The following is a 16,417-nucleotide window of genomic DNA, read 5'->3' as shown; positions in this document are numbered from 1 at the left end:
CAAAGAATCGTAGGAAAATTCGCTATTTTCTTTGATCGTCAGGTTTAGCGCACGGCTGCCAAAGCACTTCAGCAATAGCTTGCCGCCGCCCGATGATCCGCGCCGCCACGAACAGCAGATCCGAGAGACGGTTGATGTAAGCCAATCCAACCCCCTCCAGCGGTTCCACAGCATTCAACTGCTGACAACGCCGCTCCGCACTGCGCGCCAGGCTGCGACACACATGTGCCTGAGCAATCAGCGCTGAGCCACTGGGCAAGATGAAGTTCTTCAGCGGCCCCAGCTCTTCGTTCCACACATCGATGGCGGCCTCCAGGCGTTCTACTTCACTGAGGTTCAACGCCTGGTAACTCGGCATCGCCAGCTCGCCACCCAGGTCGAACAAGCGGTGCTGGCAAGGCGCGAGCACCTCACTCACCTCATCCAATCCCTGCTCGGCCAGGCCCGCCAGCAGCAGTCCGAGTTGGCTGTTGAGGCTATCCACCTCACCAATCGCTTCGATCCGGGGATGGTCCTTGGGCACTCGGCGCCCGTCTCCCAGGCCGGTTTCGCCCTTGTCGCCGGTGCGGGTGTAGATTTTCGACAGGCGATAGCCCATGTCAGGTCTCCGTGTGGGTCGGCGCCGGTGCTGCCGGCTGGCCGAGGGGCAGTCGCAGGGTGAAGCAGGTGCCCTGGCCGGGCGTGGACTGAACTTCCATCTGCCCCTTGTGGTTGTTGGTGATGATGAAGTACGAAACCGATAGCCCAAGGCCGGTGCCTTGGCCGATTTCCTTGGTGGTGAAGAACGGCTCGAAGGTGCGTTTGCGCACTGCCTCGGGCATGCCGACGCCGTTGTCCTCGACCTGGATTTCCGCCCACGGCGGGCTCAGTCTGGTGCGCAGGGTAATTCGCCCAGGCTCGCCATTTTGCGGTCGTTGGTGAATGGCCTGGGCGGCGTTTTTCAGCAGGTTCAGCAGCACTTGTTCCAGCTCGTTGGCGGTGCACGGCACAGGGCCCAGGTTGGGGTCGAACTGGCGGACGATGGCTTGGCCCTTGAAGTCGAAACCGATGGTCAGGTCGAAGTCATTGCCGGCGATTTCCACGGCCTGGTCGATCAGTGCGGGCAGGTCGCAGGGGACCAGCTGGCGGTTGCTGCGGCGGCTGAAGCTGAGCATGTGGGTGACGATCTTGGCAGCCCGGGCGCCGGCCTGCTGAATGCCATCGAGCAGTTGCGGTACCTCGCGGCTTTCCAGGTAACGGTTGACCACCGGCAGCTCGATGCCCAGTTCGCTGGCCTGTTCCTGGTTGCGCGGCAGCTCAGGCGACAGGCGTCGACGAATGTTCTGCACGTTGTGCAGGATCGCCCCCAGCGGGTTGTTGATCTCGTGCGCCATGCCTGCGGCGAGGCCGCCGACCGAGAGCATTTTTTCCGACTGCACCATCATCTCTTCCAAAGACAGACGCTGGGTGATGTCGTCGATGCGGATGACCACGCCACGGCCGCCACCGCCCATTAACGGGTAAAAGGTCAACGCGTAATGGCGCGGCTCGTCGTCCTTGGGCCAGGTGACCCGCTCGATTTTCGCCACGCGGTGTTTTTCCACCGTTTCCTTGAGCTGGGGCAGAAACGGTTTGAGCGGCTCGAAGGCGATGAAGATTGGCTGGTTCAGCGCCTCATCCAGTGGTGTGCCGGAGAGTACCGTGGCTTCGTGGTTCCACTGGGTCACATAGAGCTGTTCATCGAGGGCGATCAGTGCCGAGGGCATGGAGTCGATGATGCTGTTGAGGTAGTTCTGAAAGCCGGTTAGCTTTTTCTCGATCTTGCTGCGCACCTGGACTTCCAGCTCCAGCTTGCGGTTGGTATGGCGGGTTTCTTCGGCCAGGCCCTGGGCTTGGTCGTACGCGTCCTGGAACTCGTCGCGGGTGCGCTTGAGCTGCTGCTCGCGCGCTTCGATGCGCGAGAGCATGGTGTTGAAGGCGTTGGCCAGGCTGCCGATTTCGTCGTCGTTGCCGCGTTTGGCACGCAGGGCGTAGCTCTCTTCACGGGTCACCTGGCGGCTGAGTTCTTCGAGCTGGTTGATCGGCTGGGTGATCAGGCGCTTGATCTGGCGGGCGATGACCAGCCACAGCAGGATGCTGAACACCAGGATCGCCAGGCTGGCGCTGAGCGTGCCGGTGTAGAAGGCCATGGGCAATTCGCTGCTGGCCACCAGCAGCAGGTGCGCGGGCGGGCTGGCCTCGCGGGGGATGCGGATGAGTTGCGTGCTGCGAAACTCCATCAGGCGCCAGCCGTCGATATTGCGGTAGCGCTTGGGCAAGGCCAGTGGCTCGCCATGTTGCAGTTGGGCCAGCAGGCGCCCATCGCCTCCGTAGACGGCAGCGGCGCGCAGCGGGGTGTAGCTGTCCAGTTCCTTGAGCAACGCCGTGGCGGTGTCCGGGTTGTCGCCGGCACGCGCGGCCAGCTGCGGGTTGGCGACCAGTCGGCCGATGGTCTGCAACGCCTGTGGCGCCATGCTTTCCTGGGTGATCCAGTAAGCGGCGCTGATGAAGGTCAGGTTGGCCACCAGCAGGATGGTCACCAGCAGCACCAGCAGGGCCGCCAGCAGCTTCTGCCCGACCGGGAGGTTTTCCAGGCGTTGGCGCAAGGTCATGGGCAAGGCAATGTCCGTATCCGGTTGAAAGGGCGCGTCAGGCGCAGGGCAAACCGCGCGTACGCAGGTTATCGACCAGGCGCTGGTGCAGGCGTTCCAGCTGGGGCAGGGCGATGCCGTGGCGGGCTGCGGCGCGGCAGGCGTGGCCCAGCAGATAGTGCACCTCGGTGCGCCGGCCAGCGCGTACGTCCTGGTACATGGAAGAGTAGTTGGCTGAAGTGGCCAGGATCACTCGTTGCACTTCTTCGTCGAGGTTCTCCGCCGCCTCGGGCTGCCCGCAGCGGTGCAGCAGCTGGGCCAGCTCTGCGCTCAAGCCGTCGACCTCGCTCAGGTGCGCCAGCAGGCCGCCGTTGTGGCAGTCGTGCAGCACGGTCAGCGGGTTGATCGCACAGTTGAGTGCCAGTTTTCGCCACAGGCGGGTGAGAATATCCACGGTCCATTCGCCTGGAATGCCGGCATCGTGCAGGTCTTCGAACCATTCAGGTATGCCCGGGTTGGCCGGGTCGCCCAGCCAGTTGAAGCCGTGGCCGGCAAAGCGCACCCGCCAGTCGTCCTCGCGGAACGCGCCCTCGGTACTGGAGGCAAAGATGCAGCGGGTGTGCGGGACCTGGTCGGCGACTTCATCCTGGCTGCCCAGGCCATTTTGCAGCAGCACGATCTCGGCACCGTCCGCCAGGCGTGGCGCCAGGCGGGCGATGGCGGGCGCGGCGTCATAGGCTTTGCAGGCCACCAGCAGGCGGTGCACCGGCCCACTGGACTCGGCGGTTTCAGCCGGGATTGCGTAATGCGTCGCCTGGTCCTGTTCGACCAGCGTCAGGCCACCGGCCTGTTCGTAAGCCTGCAAGCGTTGCCGATCGCGCAGGATCAGCTGTACCGCCTTGCCTGCCCGTGCCAGGCGGCAGGCCCAGAGGCTGCCGAGGCTACCGGCGCCGAGAATATGCCAGGTGCTGCTCATCTGCGTTTCGCAACCCGTTATAATGAGCCCGCATTTTAACCTTCTAACCCCGACGCGCTCCATCTGCAGACTGAGCGCGCTTTCATTTTATGGAGAACAACCATGCCTTCGTTCGACGTGGTATCGGAACTGGACAAGCACGAAGTGCAGAACGCCGTCGAAAACGCCATCAAGGAGCTCGACCGCCGTTACGACCTCAAGGGCAAGGGTAGCTTCGAGTTCAAGGACAAAGAGCAGACCGTGATGCTGACCGCCGAGGCCGAGTTTCAGCTCGAGGCGATGGTCGAGATCCTGCGCCTGGCGCTGGTCAAGCGCAAGATCGACGTCAAATGCCTGGAGGTCAAAGACGCCTATGCCTCGGGCAAGGAAATGAAGCAGGAAGCCAAGTTCCGCGAAGGCATCGACAAGGAGCTGGCGAAGAAGATCGTCGCTCATATCAAGGACGCCAAGCTCAAGGTCCAGGCTGCCATTCAGGGCGAGCAAGTGCGTGTTACTGGCAAGAAGCGCGATGACCTGCAAGAGGCGATTGCTGCATTGCGTGCCAAGGAATTCGACATGCCGCTGCAGTTCAACAACTTCCGCGACTGATCGCCGCTGTGGCGGAACCCTGGTGGCGCAGTGATGTCCATGGGGGCCATGGCCGCTGAATCGCTGGCGGCCTGCTTTACTGTGTATTTGCCGTTCGGCATCAGGAGATAAATATGGATTTGAACGCTGAAGTCGATCAGCTGGTCCGCCAGTCGCAGACCTGGATCCCCTTGATCATGGAATACGGCAGCCGTGTGCTGCTGGCACTGCTGACCCTGGCGGTCGGCTGGTGGATCGTCAACAAGGTCAGCGCACGCCTGGGCAAGCTGGTCGGCCTGCGTAACGCCGACCTGGCGCTGCAGGGCTTCATCAGCACCCTGGCCAATATCGTACTGAAGGTCCTGCTGCTGGTCAGCGTGGCGTCGATGATCGGCATCGAGACCACCTCGTTCGTCGCCGCCATTGGTGCCGCCGGCCTGGCCATCGGCCTGGCCTTGCAGGGCAGCCTGGCGAACTTTGCCGGTGGCGTGCTGATCCTGATGTTCCGCCCGTTCCGCATCGGTGACTGGATCGAGGCGCAGGGTGTCAGCGGTACCGTCGACAGCATCCAGATTTTCCACACGGTGCTGCGTACCGGTGACAACAAGACGGTGATCATGCCCAACGGCAGCCTGTCCAACGGCATCATCACCAACACTAACCGTCAGCCGACACGCAAGGTGGTGTTCGATGTCGGTGTGGATTACGAGGCCGACCTGCAGAAGGCGCGCAACGTACTGCTGGAATTGGCGCAAGACCCTCGCGTGCTGGCCGACCCGGCGCCGGTGGCAGTGGTCTCGACGTTGGGCGACAGCTCGATCACTGTGTCGCTGCGCCTGTGGACCAAAACGGCCGATTACTGGGACGTGATGTTCATGCTCAACGAGCAGGCGCGTGACCGTCTGAAGGCCGAAGGGATCGACATTCCATTTCCACAGCGGGTGATCCGTGTGGTGCAGGAAACCGCAGCGCAGTAACGCTGCCCAGGGTCCAGGGCCGCATTCGCGGCCCTTTTTTTCGCCTATTACACTTGTTCACAGCCAATCGCCGTCATTTCTGGCATATAGCCTGACCCCACCTGCCTTTACCCGAAAGCCATCATGAAACCACTGCTGTACATCACCCCCCTCAGAGCCCTGCTGTTCGGCCTGACCCTGGCCCTGTTCGAGCTGCTGACCTACCTGGCCAGCGACGCCGTGATGCCGGCCATGCCCGTGGTCGTCGACCACCTGAACGCCAGCCCGGAATACATCCCCCACGCGCTCAATCTGTACCTGCTCGGTGGCGTGGTGCTGCAGTGGCTGATCGGCCCGCTGGCCGACCGCTACGGTCGCCGGCCGCTGCTGTTGACCGGTTGTGCGCTCTTCGGGGTGGCTTGTCTGGCCACTTACTGGGTGGAGGATATCGGCCTGTTCAACCTGCTGCGTCTGCTACAAGGCATCGGCCTGGGTTTCGTGGTGACGGTCAGCTATCCGGCGTTGAACGAGGCGTTCAGTGAGGCCGATGCGGTACGGATGATGGCCTTGTTGGCCAATATCGCGTTGCTGTCGCCGCTGCTCGGTCCGCTGGTAGGCACCTTGATGCTGCAATGGCTGGACTGGCGCTGGTTGTTCGTGGCGTTCGCCGTGGGTGCTGTGCTGGTGTGGGGGCTATTGTATCGCCTGATGCCCGAGACCCTCGGCGTCGAGCGCCGCGATGGCTCGCGGTTGCCGTTCACACCAATTCACTTGCTGCCGTTGCTCTCAGGCTACGGGCAACTGTTGGCAAACCGTCGCTTTGTCGCCGGCAGCGCTGCGTTGGGCCTGGTGGGTCTGCCGTTGATCGGCTGGATCGGCCTGTCGCCGGTGCTGCTGATCCACGACGAGGGGCTGAGCACGATGGCGTACGCGCTGTGGCAATTGCCGGTGTTTGGCGGACTGATTCTCGGCAACCTGATCATCAACCGCATCGCTGACCGCTATCCGTTGCCGGCGCTGGTGCGCGGAGCGTTGTGGCCTTATCTGGCTGGCCTATGCCTGATGGTCCTGGCGACCTGGTACTGGCAGACGGTGACCAGTGTAGTGGCTGGCATGTCGCTGTATGCGCTGGGGCTGGGCGTGGCCAATGCGGTGCTGTACCGCATGACGCTGTTCTCCAGCGAGCAGAGCAAGGGGCTGGTGTCAGCGATGCTGGGGATGATCACCATTGCCTTGCTGGGGCTGGGGGGCGCGGTGATGGCAATGATTGGAGCGGGGGCAAGCTTGATGCACTTTGCACTGGCGGCGGGTGTGGCGGGGGCGTTGGCGCTTTGGCCGTTGTGGTTTGTGGTCGGTGATCGGCCAGGTGAGGGAGCTGTAACTCAGTAGTGCCTTCACCGGCCTATTCGCGGGGCAAGCCCGCTCCCACAGTGTCTGGCTTGCACAGATCCATTGTGGGAGCGGGCTTGCCCCGCGAATAGGCCAGTAGAGACTGCAGAGACCTGTCAGGGCTGCTCGGCCGCCGAATTCTCCACCGGTGCCGGCTTGCCTTTGCCTGCTTCCTGGCGCCAGTGCAGCGCGATCAGGATCAACGTCGGCACCCCAAGCAGCGCGGTAATCAGGAAGAAGTTGTGATAGCCGAACTTCTCCACCATCACCCCCGAATAACCACCGATCAGGCGCGGCAGGAGCAGCATGATCGAGCTCAGCAGCGCATATTGCGTGGCTGAGAACTTCAGGTTGGTCAGGCTCGACAGGTACGCGACGAACGCCGAGGTGGCCAGGCCTGAGCTGAAGTTGTCCAGCGAAATGGTCACCACCAGCATTTCGAGGTTCGGGCCCATGTCGGCCAGCATCAGGAACAGGATGTTGGTCGCTGCCGAGGCCACGCCGCCGATGAACAGAATGGGCAGAATGCCGAAGCGCACGATCAGCAAGCCACCGGCACCCGCGCCGACCAGGGTCATGATCAGGCCGAAGATCTTGCTGACGCTGGCGATCTGGTCCTTGGTGAAGCCCATGTCGATGTAGAACACGTTGGCCATCACGCCCATCACCGTGTCCGACATGCGATACGTGGCGATCAGCCCGAGCAGCAGCAAGGCTTGCCAGCGGTAGCGGCTGATGAAGTCGTTGACCGGTGTCAGCACCGGCGCCAGGCCGCGACGGCCCATGCTCGACAGGCACGCCCAGGTCAGCAACGCATAGAGGATCAGGCGCAGGAAGGCACGGTCATCGAGCAGCAGGTCGAGTGGCGTGGCATCGCCGAAGATGACACTGGCCCAATCGGTGTTGAACAGCTGAGTAAAGCTGGCCGGTACCGACACCAGCAGCAGGATCAGCACGAACACCGAAGCCAGTTGGTGAACCAGCCCATAGCGCGCCGCCGACAACTGGGTGCGCAAGGGCACCGGCGGTTCGCGCATCACCAAGGTAGTAAACAGCGCCGGGAGCATCATCACGCCGAACAGCACGTAGGTCCCCGCCCAGGCTTTGTGCAGGTAGCTGAAGCCGGTGGAGCCGAACCATTCGGCGAAGAACAATGCACCGGCAGTGGCGAGCAGGGCGGCGACGCGATACCCGGCCATGTAGCTGGCGGCCAGGGCAGCCTGGCGCTGATCGTCGGCAATCTCCAGTCGATAGGCATCGACGGCGATATCCTGGGTGGCGGAGGCAAACGCCACCAGCACCGCCAGGGCAATCAGCCAGGAAAGGTGTTGCTGCGGGTCGCACAGGCTCATGCCAACGAGGCCGATCACCACCAGCGCTTGAGACAGCAGCAGCCACGAACGGCGCCGCCCCATGCCGCCGAGCAGCGGCAGCCGCCACTGGTCGAGCAGCGGCGACCAGACCCATTTGAAGGCATACGCCAGGCCGATCAGGCTTGCATAACCAATGGTTTCGCGCGCCACGCCAGCTTCGCGCAGCCACACCGAAAGGGTCGAAAACACCAGCATGTAGGGCAAGCCAGCAGCAAAGCCCAGCAGCAGAAGCACCAAAGTAGACGGGCTGGCATAGGCAGCAAGCGCAGCGCGCCAGGTTTTACGGGGCATGGGCCAACATCTGCCTCAAGTTTGCGAAAACAAAACGCGCACTCTAACCGCTGTGCTCCATCGGGCGCCAGCCATGGCGCGACATATCCACACGATTATTGGTTACATTCACGCCCTCCGCACGCAAGCGTGCCCGTTGTTCATCGCCCGATGGCGTACCCAGCGCCAGGCTCAGGCGCCCACCAGCGCCCAGTACCCGATGCCAGGGCAGCCGGGTGTCCGCTGGCAGCTGCCCGAGGGTTCGGCCAACCCAGCGTGCCGCCCGGCCAAGGCCGGCCAGTTCGGCCAGTTGACCATAGCTGACCACCTTTCCCTCTGGCACTTGGCCCAGAACCGAATACAGTGCCGTTCGTCGGGCCTCAGGTGTTTCCAGCGCGTGCACATATCCCTCAGACATCACGGCCTCCCTGGCCTGAAGTGAAACTGGACGAGTGGTCGCAGTAAATGAGAGTTGAACTCAACGCCATGCTGGTCGGTCTGTCCTTGCTCTGGTTGTCGGTATCTGGATAATGCCCGGCTTTTTCGTCAAATCGAACCCGTAGTCCGCTTATGCATTCTAGATCGTTGTTGTGCCTGTTGACCGCTTCCCTGTGCGCTGCCCCTGCGTTCGCCGACACCGTGTGGATGAAGAACGGTGACCGTCTGAGCGGTAAGATCCGCGTCTTCGACGGTGGCAAACTGCTGCTGGAAACACCTTACGGAGGCTCGATCTCGCTGGACTGGAAACAGGTCCAGACCCTCGAGAGCGACCAGGAACTGCTGGTCAAGCAAGATGCCTACAACGGTGAGCGCGCCAAGTCGTTGAAGGCCGCCGAGCCTGGCAAGGTGACCCTGGCCAATGGCGATGCGCCGAAGACCGTCGACCTGGCCAGCATCGAACAGATCATGAAGCCCAAGCCGGTGGTCGAGGACCTGGTGTGGAAAGGCAACGTCGACGTTGCGCTGGACTACAAGCGGGCCGAGAACGATACCGACGACTATGACGTCGGCTTCAAGACCACCGCGCGCCATGGCCGCTGGCGGCACAACGCCGAAGGCGAATACAACCGCGAGACCAAGGACGAGGTCACCACCACCAACAACTGGAGCGCCGAATATGCGCTCGACCGCTTCCTCACCGAGAAATGGTTCTGGCAGGGGCGTCTCGAATACAAGCGTGACCACATCGAGGATCTGGCTCGCCAGCGTACAGTGGGTACCGGCCCCGGTTACCAGTTCTGGGATGACGAACTGGGCGCGTTCTCGCTGGGTTCGCTGATCAACCGCACTGACTTCGAATATCAGGATGGCGCCAAGGACAACTTCTATTCGGCCGCGATGAAGTGGGACTACACCCGTTACCTGGTCGGCAAAAAGGTCCAGTTCTTCACCAACGGCGAGTTCGCCAAGCCGCTGGGCGGCGTCGCCGACTATTCGCTGGATGCCGAAGTGGGGCTGCGCTACAAGGTCACCGACTGGGCCTCGCTTAACCTCAAGGCCGAGAAGGACATCATCACCGGCACGCGTGAAAGTGACCTGGACAAGACCCGTTACACCGCTGGGTTTGGTGTGACCTGGTAAGTTGAGTGGGGGCGCTTTGCGCCCCATTCGCGGGACAAGCCCGCTCCCACACGTCCTTATGGCACCCGGCGGTGATAATGCTTATCTTGTCACCCATCCAGTCCGCCGCCAGGAGCGCCTCAAGTGAGTACCAACGCCATCCGCCCCGCCCGGGAACTGCTGCTCAAGGAATACCGCGGTGTGCTCTCGACCCATTCCAAGTCCATGCCCGGCTTCCCCTTCGGCTCAGTGGTACCTTATTGCCTGGATGCCGAGGGCAACCCGCTGATTCTGATCAGCCGCATTGCCCAGCATACCCACAACCTGCAGAAAGACCCCAAGTGCTCGCTGCTGGTTGGCGAGCGTGAGGCCGAGGACGTTCAGGCCGTTGGCCGCCTGACGGTGATGGCCGAGGCCCACAAGCTGGTCGACGAGTCCGCGGTCGAGGCAGCTGCCGAGCGCTACTACCGCTACTTCCCCGATGCTGCCAACTACCACAAGGCCCACGATTTCGACTTTTGGGTATTGCACCCCGTACGCCACCGCTACATCGGCGGCTTCGGTGCGATCCACTGGCTCGACCAGGTCACCCTGGCCAATCCGTTCGCGGGCAAGGCCGAGGCCAGCATGATCGAGCACATGAACAGCGATCACGCCAATGCCATCGCCCACTACGTCGAATTGAGCGACCTGCCACGCAGCGCAGCGGCGCAGCTGGTCGGCATCGACAGCGAAGGCATGCACCTGCGCATTGGCCAAGGCATCTATTGGCTGCCATTCCCGAGCACTTGCAATACGCCGACACAAGTTCGCGAAGTCCTGGTTTTTCTGGCGCGCGCCGACCAATGGCCGGCTGCAACTGAAGTCGAAGCTTGAAAAAGCGAGCGCACGCATCCATCTGTTGGTCTTAAAGGAAGATTGTCTTCCGTCGAGGAATCCTTGATGCGTGCTTTTCTACTGCTGTTTCTACTTTTCCCTGTGCTGGAGTTGTTCGTTTTCGTCAAGGTCAGCGCAGCCATCGGTTTCTTCCCGGCGCTACTGTTGATCATCGCCGGTTCCGCACTGGGTGTGCTGGTGATGCGTGTGGCCGGCCTGGCCACCGCCCTGCGTGCCCGTGAGAGCCTGCAGCGTGGCGAACTGCCCGCCGAGGACATGTTCCAGGGCATGATGCTGGCGGTCGGTGGTGGCCTGCTGCTGCTGCCGGGTTTCATCAGCGACGTGCTGGGCTTGCTGTGCCTGCTGCCATTCACCCGCCACCTGGCCGCGCGCAAGCTGCGTCAGCGTGCCGAGGCACAAGCCATGCGCCAGCGCGCGTTTCAGGATGATCCGTTCCAGGCACAGCCGCGCGACAGCGGCCACCGGCCCAATGTGATCGAAGGCGAGTACGAGCGCCGCGACAAGTGAATCCCCTTGGGGCCGCCTTTTGCGGCCCTCTGTTTTTCAGAGCACTGAAAAATTTTCTGCAGCAAGCCTTGTAATTGATTATGTCGGCCTCATGTATGTGGTCACCGCAAGGTTTCTGGTGGCAACGCCAGACAATACACAGGTGGTTCGCCCATCGCGGGCCACCCCCGGCAACGCCGGACCGCATCAACCCGCCGGTGTCGACACCGGCCGATGAAAACCACAATTTGGGAGAGATCGACAATGAAGCTTCGTCCTCTGCATGACCGCGTAGTTATCCGTCGCAGCGAAGAAGAATCGAAAACCGCTGGCGGTATCGTCCTGCCGGGTTCGGCCGCTGAAAAACCAAACCGTGGCGAAGTTGTCGCCGTCGGCACCGGTCGCATCCTCGACAACGGCGAAGTACGTGCGCTGGCCGTGAAAGTAGGTGACAAAGTGGTTTTCGGCCCTTACTCGGGCAGCAACACCGTGAAAGTCGATGGCGAAGACCTGCTGGTCATGGCCGAGAACGAAATCCTCGCCGTTGTCGAAGGCTGATTTCCCCGACTTCCCGTTACTCCAAAGAATTCCAAGGATTAAACGATCATGGCTGCTAAAGACGTAAAATTCGGCGATTCCGCCCGTAAGAAAATGCTGGTTGGTGTCAACGTTCTGGCTGACGCGGTAAAAGCGACCCTGGGCCCGAAAGGCCGCAACGTGGTGCTGGCCAAGAGCTTCGGCGCGCCGACCATCACCAAGGACGGCGTTTCCGTCGCTAAAGAAATCGAGCTGAAAGACGCCTTCGAAAACATGGGCGCCCAGCTGGTCAAGGAAGTCGCTTCCAAGGCCAACGATGCTGCCGGTGACGGCACCACCACCGCTACCGTTCTGGCTCAAGCCATCGTCAACGAAGGCCTGAAAGCCGTCGCTGCCGGCATGAACCCAATGGACCTGAAGCGCGGCATCGACAAGGCCACCGCTGCCGTCGTCGCCGAGCTGAAAAACCTGTCCAAGCCATGCGCCGACTCCAAGGCCATCGCTCAGGTCGGCACCATCTCCGCCAACTCCGACAACTCCATCGGTGAAATCATCGCCGAAGCCATGGAAAAAGTCGGTAAAGAAGGCGTGATCACCGTTGAAGAAGGCTCGGGCCTGGAAAACGAACTGTCCGTCGTAGAAGGCATGCAGTTCGACCGTGGCTACCTGTCGCCGTACTTCGTCAACAAGCCGGACACCATGGTTGCCGAGCTGGAAGGCCCGCTGCTGCTGCTGGTCGACAAGAAGATCTCCAACATCCGTGAGTTGCTGCCAGTGCTGGAAGCCGTTGCCAAGGCCGGCCGCCCACTGCTGATCGTTGCTGAAGACGTCGAAGGCGAAGCCCTGGCTACCCTGGTCGTCAACAACATGCGCGGCATCGTCAAGGTTGCTGCGGTCAAGGCACCAGGCTTCGGCGACCGCCGCAAGGCCATGCTGCAGGACATCGCCGTCCTGACCGGCGGCCAGGTCATCTCCGAAGAAATCGGCCTGTCCCTGGAAACCGCAACCCTGGAGCACCTGGGTAACGCCAAGCGCGTCATCCTGTCCAAGGAAAACACCACCATCATCGACGGTGCTGGCCAGGAAACCGACATCCAGGCTCGCGTCACTCAGATCCGTGCCCAGGTTGCCGACACCACCTCGGACTACGACCGTGAGAAGCTGCAAGAGCGTCTGGCCAAGCTGGCTGGCGGTGTTGCCGTGATCAAGGTCGGTGCTGGCACCGAAGTTGAAATGAAAGAGAAGAAAGCCCGCGTTGAAGACGCCCTGCACGCTACCCGCGCAGCCGTCGAAGAAGGCGTGGTACCTGGCGGTGGTGTTGCCCTGGTGCGCGCCCTGAACGCCATCGTTGACCTCAAAGGCGACAACGAAGACCAGAACGTCGGTATCGCTCTGCTGCGCCGCGCTGTTGAAGCTCCGCTGCGTCAGATCACTGCCAACGCCGGCGACGAGCCAAGCGTTGTGGCCGACAAGGTCAAGCAGGGTTCGGGCAACTTCGGCTACAACGCTGCTACCGGCGAATACGGCGACATGATCGAGATGGGTATCCTCGACCCAGCCAAGGTCACCCGTTCGGCACTGCAAGCAGCTGCTTCGATCGGCGGTCTGATGATCACCACCGAAGCCATGATTGCTGATGCCCCAAGCGAGGCTCCAGCTGGCGGCGGCATGCCAGACATGGGCGGCATGGGTGGCATGGGCGGCATGATGTAAGCCAGCCTTACCCCAGCAGTAAGAAAAAGCCCCGCCTAGTGCGGGGCTTTTTCGTTGGTCTATGTGGGAGCGGGCTTGTCCCGCGAATGGGCCGCAGAGCGGCCCCTCTGTCAGGCAACGCCGGGCTCAGCATCAAGGGCATCCGATGCAGCAGCTCGATACAGAATCAAATAATAAGACCCCAGCCCGATCAGCCAGCAGAACACTGCTGTCCACAGGTTGTGCGACAGGAAGTGCGCACCTTGCATCATCCTGCCGAGTGACAGCACCGAGCCTGCTACGAGTGCCACGGCCAATGCCAACCGAGCCAGGCGCGGCCGTCGATCACGCAGCATGAAGAACACGCCGAACAGGCAGAAACCGGTCGCCGCATGGCCGCCTGGCCAGCACAACCCCGGTTTGTCAGTCGCCGGGCGTGGCTCAAGCAACTTGCTGTAGGTTTCTTTACCGCCGAATTGGCTCAAGCTCCACGGGCACTGCACCTGGGTGACTTTCTTCAACGGTGTGACAAAGGCTGTTGAAAGACCCAGGGCCAGCACCAGGCAGCCCAGTTCGCGGCGCCAGCCAAACAGGCGCTTGCAGCAGAAACTCAGGGCAAATGTCAGCAACGCCAGCAACCCCAGTACGATCACGCCCTGTTTGACCCGATCATGCAGGATGTTCTCCAGCCAATAGCTGTGGCGGCCGATGAACTCACCCGCGGCCCGGTCGTAAAACAGGTTGGCGATGTCCATGTCGACCGAGGTCAGTTCAAGCAGGATCAAGGCCACCGCAGTAGCCACGGGAATGCCCAGGTACAGCCAAAAATTGATCGGACGAGGGCGAATGCGTTGTTGCATGACGGCTCCAGGGGATGGAAAAGACCGGGCATTGTCCTGCCCCCGCTATGCTGTGTCCGTGAAGGATGGGTGAAAAAACCGTCAACTTCGCTGAATTTATCCCAGGGCTGGCACAGACGCGGGGATGGCCTTAAGCTGCGCCTGCCGCGCACCTCAGCGAAGCGCCGCACAGGAGAACCCGATGCGTATTCTTTTGGTTGAAGACAACCGCGATATCCTTGCCAACCTGGCCGATTACCTGGGCATGAAAGGCTACACCGTCGATTGCGCCCAGGACGGCCTGTCCGGCCTGCACTTGGCCGCCACCGAGCATTACGACCTGATCGTGCTTGACATCATGCTACCCGGGATCGATGGCTATACCCTGTGCAAGCGCCTGCGCGAGGATGCGCGCCGCGATACCCCGGTGATCATGCTGACTGCCCGCGACCAGCTGGATGACCGCCTGCAGGGCTTCCGCTCCGGCGCGGATGACTACCTGCTCAAGCCGTTTGCCCTGTCAGAATTGGCCGCGCGCATCGAAGCGGTCTTGCGCCGGGCCCAGGGCGGCGGGCGCCGTACCCTGCAGGTCGCCGACCTGAGCTACGACCTCGACACCCTTGAGGTCACCCGCCAAGGTCGCCTGCTCAAGCTCAACCCGGTCGGCCTCAAGCTGCTCGCCGTGCTGATGCAGAAGAGCCCGCACGTACTTCGCCGTGAGGTACTGGAAGAGGCCCTGTGGGGCGATGACTGCCCCGACAGCGACAGCCTGCGCAGCCATGTGCACCAGTTGCGCCAAGTCATCGACAAACCGTTCGAAAAACCGCTGCTGCATACCGTCCATGGCGTCGGCTATCGCCTCGCCGAGGGCCGTGATGGAGTTTAAGCAAAGCCTGGCGCAGCGCATCATCATTGCCTTTGCGCTGATGAGCGCGCTGGTGGCAGGGGCCTTCGCCTTCGGTATCGTCGCCACGGTGCACCTGGTCGAGGAGCGGTTGATTTCCTCGGTGCTCGGTGGCGACCTGCAACGCCTGCTGCGCATGGACAGTGTCAGTGACTGGAGCCATCGCCCGCGTCCCGATCAGCTGTTCTACTTCAGCGGCGGGCGTGACGACTTCGAGCTGCCCAAGGACTTGCGCCACCTCGATAAAGGCTTCCATGAGGTTTTCCGCGACCAACTTTCTTACCACGCGATGGTCGAGATCGTCGACGGACGCCATTACGTACTGCTGCAAGATCAAAGCGATTTCGAAGAGCGCGAACGGGTGCTGTTCGCGGTCGTGGTCGTAGGCTTCGTGCTCAGCCTGGTGTTGGCAGTGTTCCTTGGCTGGCTGTTGGCACGGCGGGTGATGGCGCCGGTGATCCGCCTGGCAAGACAAGTGCGCCACCGTGACCAATTGCTTGGCCTGGCTCCGCCTTTGGCGCCGGATTACGCAGCCGATGAAGTGGGCCAGTTGGCGATTGCCTTTGACGACACGCTCGGACGCTTGCGCGATGCACTGACCCGCGAGCGGCTCTTCACCAGCGACGTCAGCCATGAATTGCGCACGCCGTTGATGGTGCTTGCCACCTCCTGCGAGCTGTTGATGGAAAACCCCAACCTCGATACCCGCTCGCGTAACCAGGTCGAACGGATTGCCCGCGCCACCGAAGAGATGCGCGAGCTGGTCAAGACTTTCCTGATGCTCGCCCGTGCCCAGCGCGATCAGGGTGCCGTGGCGTCGCAGGCGACCCTGCGCGAAGTGGCCGACGACCTGATCGGTGTGTGGCGTGACACCATCGAGCAGAAGGGCCTGACGCTGTATTTCGATGGCCGCATCAGCGCCGGTCCGTTGTTGTACAACGCCACCTTCCTGCAATCGGTGATGGGCAACTTGTTGCGCAATGCCGCGCACTACACGGACAGTGGCTACATTCGTTTGAGCCTTGAGGGCAATGGTTTCAGCGTCGAAGACAGCGGTGTCGGCATTCCGGAAGAGCAGCGCGAAGCGATGTTCAAGCCCTTTGTGCGCGGCGACGAGCGGCGTGGCGAGGGGTTGGGCCTGGGCTTGTCGCTGGTGCAACGGATCTGCGATGACCAAGGCTGGCGCGTGACCCTGACTGCGACCGCGCCACATGGGTGCCGTTTTCAGGTGGACTTGAGCCAGGGCGCCGAGAAGATCGATCCGTCGCTGCTTTGCGAGTAACGCGCTGAAACATCTTGCTTTGGTGATAACACTTTTTTCACATTGGCATGACCTGTTTCCTACGCTCACTTACCTAAGGT

Annotated in this window: 16 protein-coding genes; 10 read left to right on the top strand and 6 right to left on the bottom strand. The window is 61.9% G+C overall.

The annotated features are described in order from the left end of the window. Window positions 1-22: 22 nt before the first annotated feature. Genes ACZ6YA_RS12030 through ACZ6YA_RS12020 form a run of 3 tightly spaced genes read right to left on the bottom strand, consistent with a single transcriptional unit; the run spans window position 23 to window position 3,585 of the window. Window positions 23-598: a cob(I)yrinic acid a,c-diamide adenosyltransferase gene (locus ACZ6YA_RS12030; RefSeq protein WP_465897335.1), complete on the bottom strand. Its 576-nt coding sequence runs from the start codon at window positions 596-598 to the stop codon at window positions 23-25. Between the two features lies 1 nt (window position 599). Next, window positions 600-2,630, bottom strand: a complete 2,031-nt coding sequence (locus ACZ6YA_RS12025) for a sensor histidine kinase (protein WP_465897461.1) — start codon at window positions 2,628-2,630, stop codon at window positions 600-602. A 37-nt stretch (window positions 2,631-2,667) separates the two neighbouring features. Further along, entirely contained in the window at window positions 2,668-3,585 is a 918-nt protein-coding gene (locus tag ACZ6YA_RS12020) for a putative 2-dehydropantoate 2-reductase (RefSeq protein WP_465897334.1), read from the bottom strand. Window positions 3,586-3,687: 102 nt separating this feature from the next. Between ACZ6YA_RS12020 and ACZ6YA_RS12015 the strand changes: the two genes are divergently transcribed. The 3 genes from ACZ6YA_RS12015 to ACZ6YA_RS12005 all read left to right on the top strand — a co-directional run bounded on the left by ACZ6YA_RS12015 (window position 3,688) and on the right by ACZ6YA_RS12005 (window position 6,497). Further along, window positions 3,688-4,173 (top strand): YajQ family cyclic di-GMP-binding protein, encoded by a 486-nt coding sequence (locus ACZ6YA_RS12015; RefSeq protein WP_400800036.1) that lies wholly within the window; start codon window positions 3,688-3,690, stop codon window positions 4,171-4,173. Between the two features lie 113 nt (window positions 4,174-4,286). Continuing rightward, the gene (locus ACZ6YA_RS12010; protein ID WP_465897333.1) at window positions 4,287-5,129 is read left to right on the top strand and encodes a mechanosensitive ion channel family protein; all 843 of its coding nucleotides are present in this window, start codon (window positions 4,287-4,289) and stop codon (window positions 5,127-5,129) included. Between the two features lie 123 nt (window positions 5,130-5,252). Beyond that, window positions 5,253-6,497 (top strand): MFS transporter, encoded by a 1,245-nt coding sequence (locus ACZ6YA_RS12005; protein WP_465897332.1) that lies wholly within the window; start codon window positions 5,253-5,255, stop codon window positions 6,495-6,497. A 116-nt stretch (window positions 6,498-6,613) separates the two neighbouring features. Here the strand turns inward: ACZ6YA_RS12005 and ACZ6YA_RS12000 are convergent, their stop codons facing one another. Continuing rightward, window positions 6,614-8,161: an AmpG family muropeptide MFS transporter gene (locus ACZ6YA_RS12000; protein ID WP_465897331.1), complete on the bottom strand. Its 1,548-nt coding sequence runs from the start codon at window positions 8,159-8,161 to the stop codon at window positions 6,614-6,616. Window positions 8,162-8,204: 43 nt separating this feature from the next. Then, a complete protein-coding gene (locus ACZ6YA_RS11995) occupies window positions 8,205-8,558 on the bottom strand; it encodes an MGMT family protein (RefSeq protein ID WP_465897330.1) in 354 nt (117 codons plus the stop codon). A gap of 152 nt (window positions 8,559-8,710) precedes the next feature. Between ACZ6YA_RS11995 and ACZ6YA_RS11990 the strand changes: the two genes are divergently transcribed. The 5 genes from ACZ6YA_RS11990 to groL all read left to right on the top strand — a co-directional run bounded on the left by ACZ6YA_RS11990 (window position 8,711) and on the right by groL (window position 13,333). After that, window positions 8,711-9,721 carry a DUF481 domain-containing protein gene (locus tag ACZ6YA_RS11990; protein WP_465897328.1) on the top strand — a complete coding sequence of 337 codons (1,011 nt, stop codon included), beginning with the start codon at window positions 8,711-8,713 and terminating at the stop codon, window positions 9,719-9,721. A 123-nt stretch (window positions 9,722-9,844) separates the two neighbouring features. Beyond that, the gene (locus ACZ6YA_RS11985; protein ID WP_465897327.1) at window positions 9,845-10,576 is read left to right on the top strand and encodes a HugZ family pyridoxamine 5'-phosphate oxidase; all 732 of its coding nucleotides are present in this window, start codon (window positions 9,845-9,847) and stop codon (window positions 10,574-10,576) included. Between the two features lie 66 nt (window positions 10,577-10,642). Further along, on the top strand, window positions 10,643-11,104 hold the full coding sequence (locus tag ACZ6YA_RS11980) for an FxsA family protein (RefSeq protein ID WP_465897326.1): 462 nt from the start codon (window positions 10,643-10,645) through the stop codon (window positions 11,102-11,104). Window positions 11,105-11,347: 243 nt separating this feature from the next. After that, window positions 11,348-11,641 carry a co-chaperone GroES gene (locus ACZ6YA_RS11975; protein ID WP_016488938.1) on the top strand — a complete coding sequence of 98 codons (294 nt, stop codon included), beginning with the start codon at window positions 11,348-11,350 and terminating at the stop codon, window positions 11,639-11,641. 48 nt (window positions 11,642-11,689) lie between these two features. Further along, the gene (gene groL, locus ACZ6YA_RS11970; protein ID WP_465897324.1) at window positions 11,690-13,333 is read left to right on the top strand and encodes a chaperonin GroEL; all 1,644 of its coding nucleotides are present in this window, start codon (window positions 11,690-11,692) and stop codon (window positions 13,331-13,333) included. 110 nt (window positions 13,334-13,443) lie between these two features. Here the strand turns inward: groL and ACZ6YA_RS11965 are convergent, their stop codons facing one another. Continuing rightward, window positions 13,444-14,172 (bottom strand): phosphatase PAP2 family protein, encoded by a 729-nt coding sequence (locus tag ACZ6YA_RS11965; RefSeq protein ID WP_465897323.1) that lies wholly within the window; start codon window positions 14,170-14,172, stop codon window positions 13,444-13,446. Window positions 14,173-14,353: 181 nt separating this feature from the next. On the opposite strand from ACZ6YA_RS11965, the gene colR reads away from it, so the two are divergent. Together colR and ACZ6YA_RS11955 are read left to right on the top strand one after the other, a co-directional pair. Then, complete coding sequence (colR, locus tag ACZ6YA_RS11960; protein ID WP_003255215.1) at window positions 14,354-15,037, top strand: two-component system response regulator ColR; 684 nt, start codon at window positions 14,354-14,356, stop codon at window positions 15,035-15,037. Next, window positions 15,027-16,337 carry a sensor histidine kinase gene (locus ACZ6YA_RS11955; protein WP_465897322.1) on the top strand — a complete coding sequence of 437 codons (1,311 nt, stop codon included), beginning with the start codon at window positions 15,027-15,029 and terminating at the stop codon, window positions 16,335-16,337. Before colR ends, ACZ6YA_RS11955 begins: the two co-directional genes overlap by 11 nt. Window positions 16,338-16,417: the final 80 nt, after the last annotated feature.

The sequence above is a fragment of the Pseudomonas sp. NPDC090752 genome, from assembly GCF_055584805.1.
The sequence above is the reverse complement of the archived record's forward strand: the minus strand, read 5'-3'. Positions and strand labels throughout refer to the sequence as shown.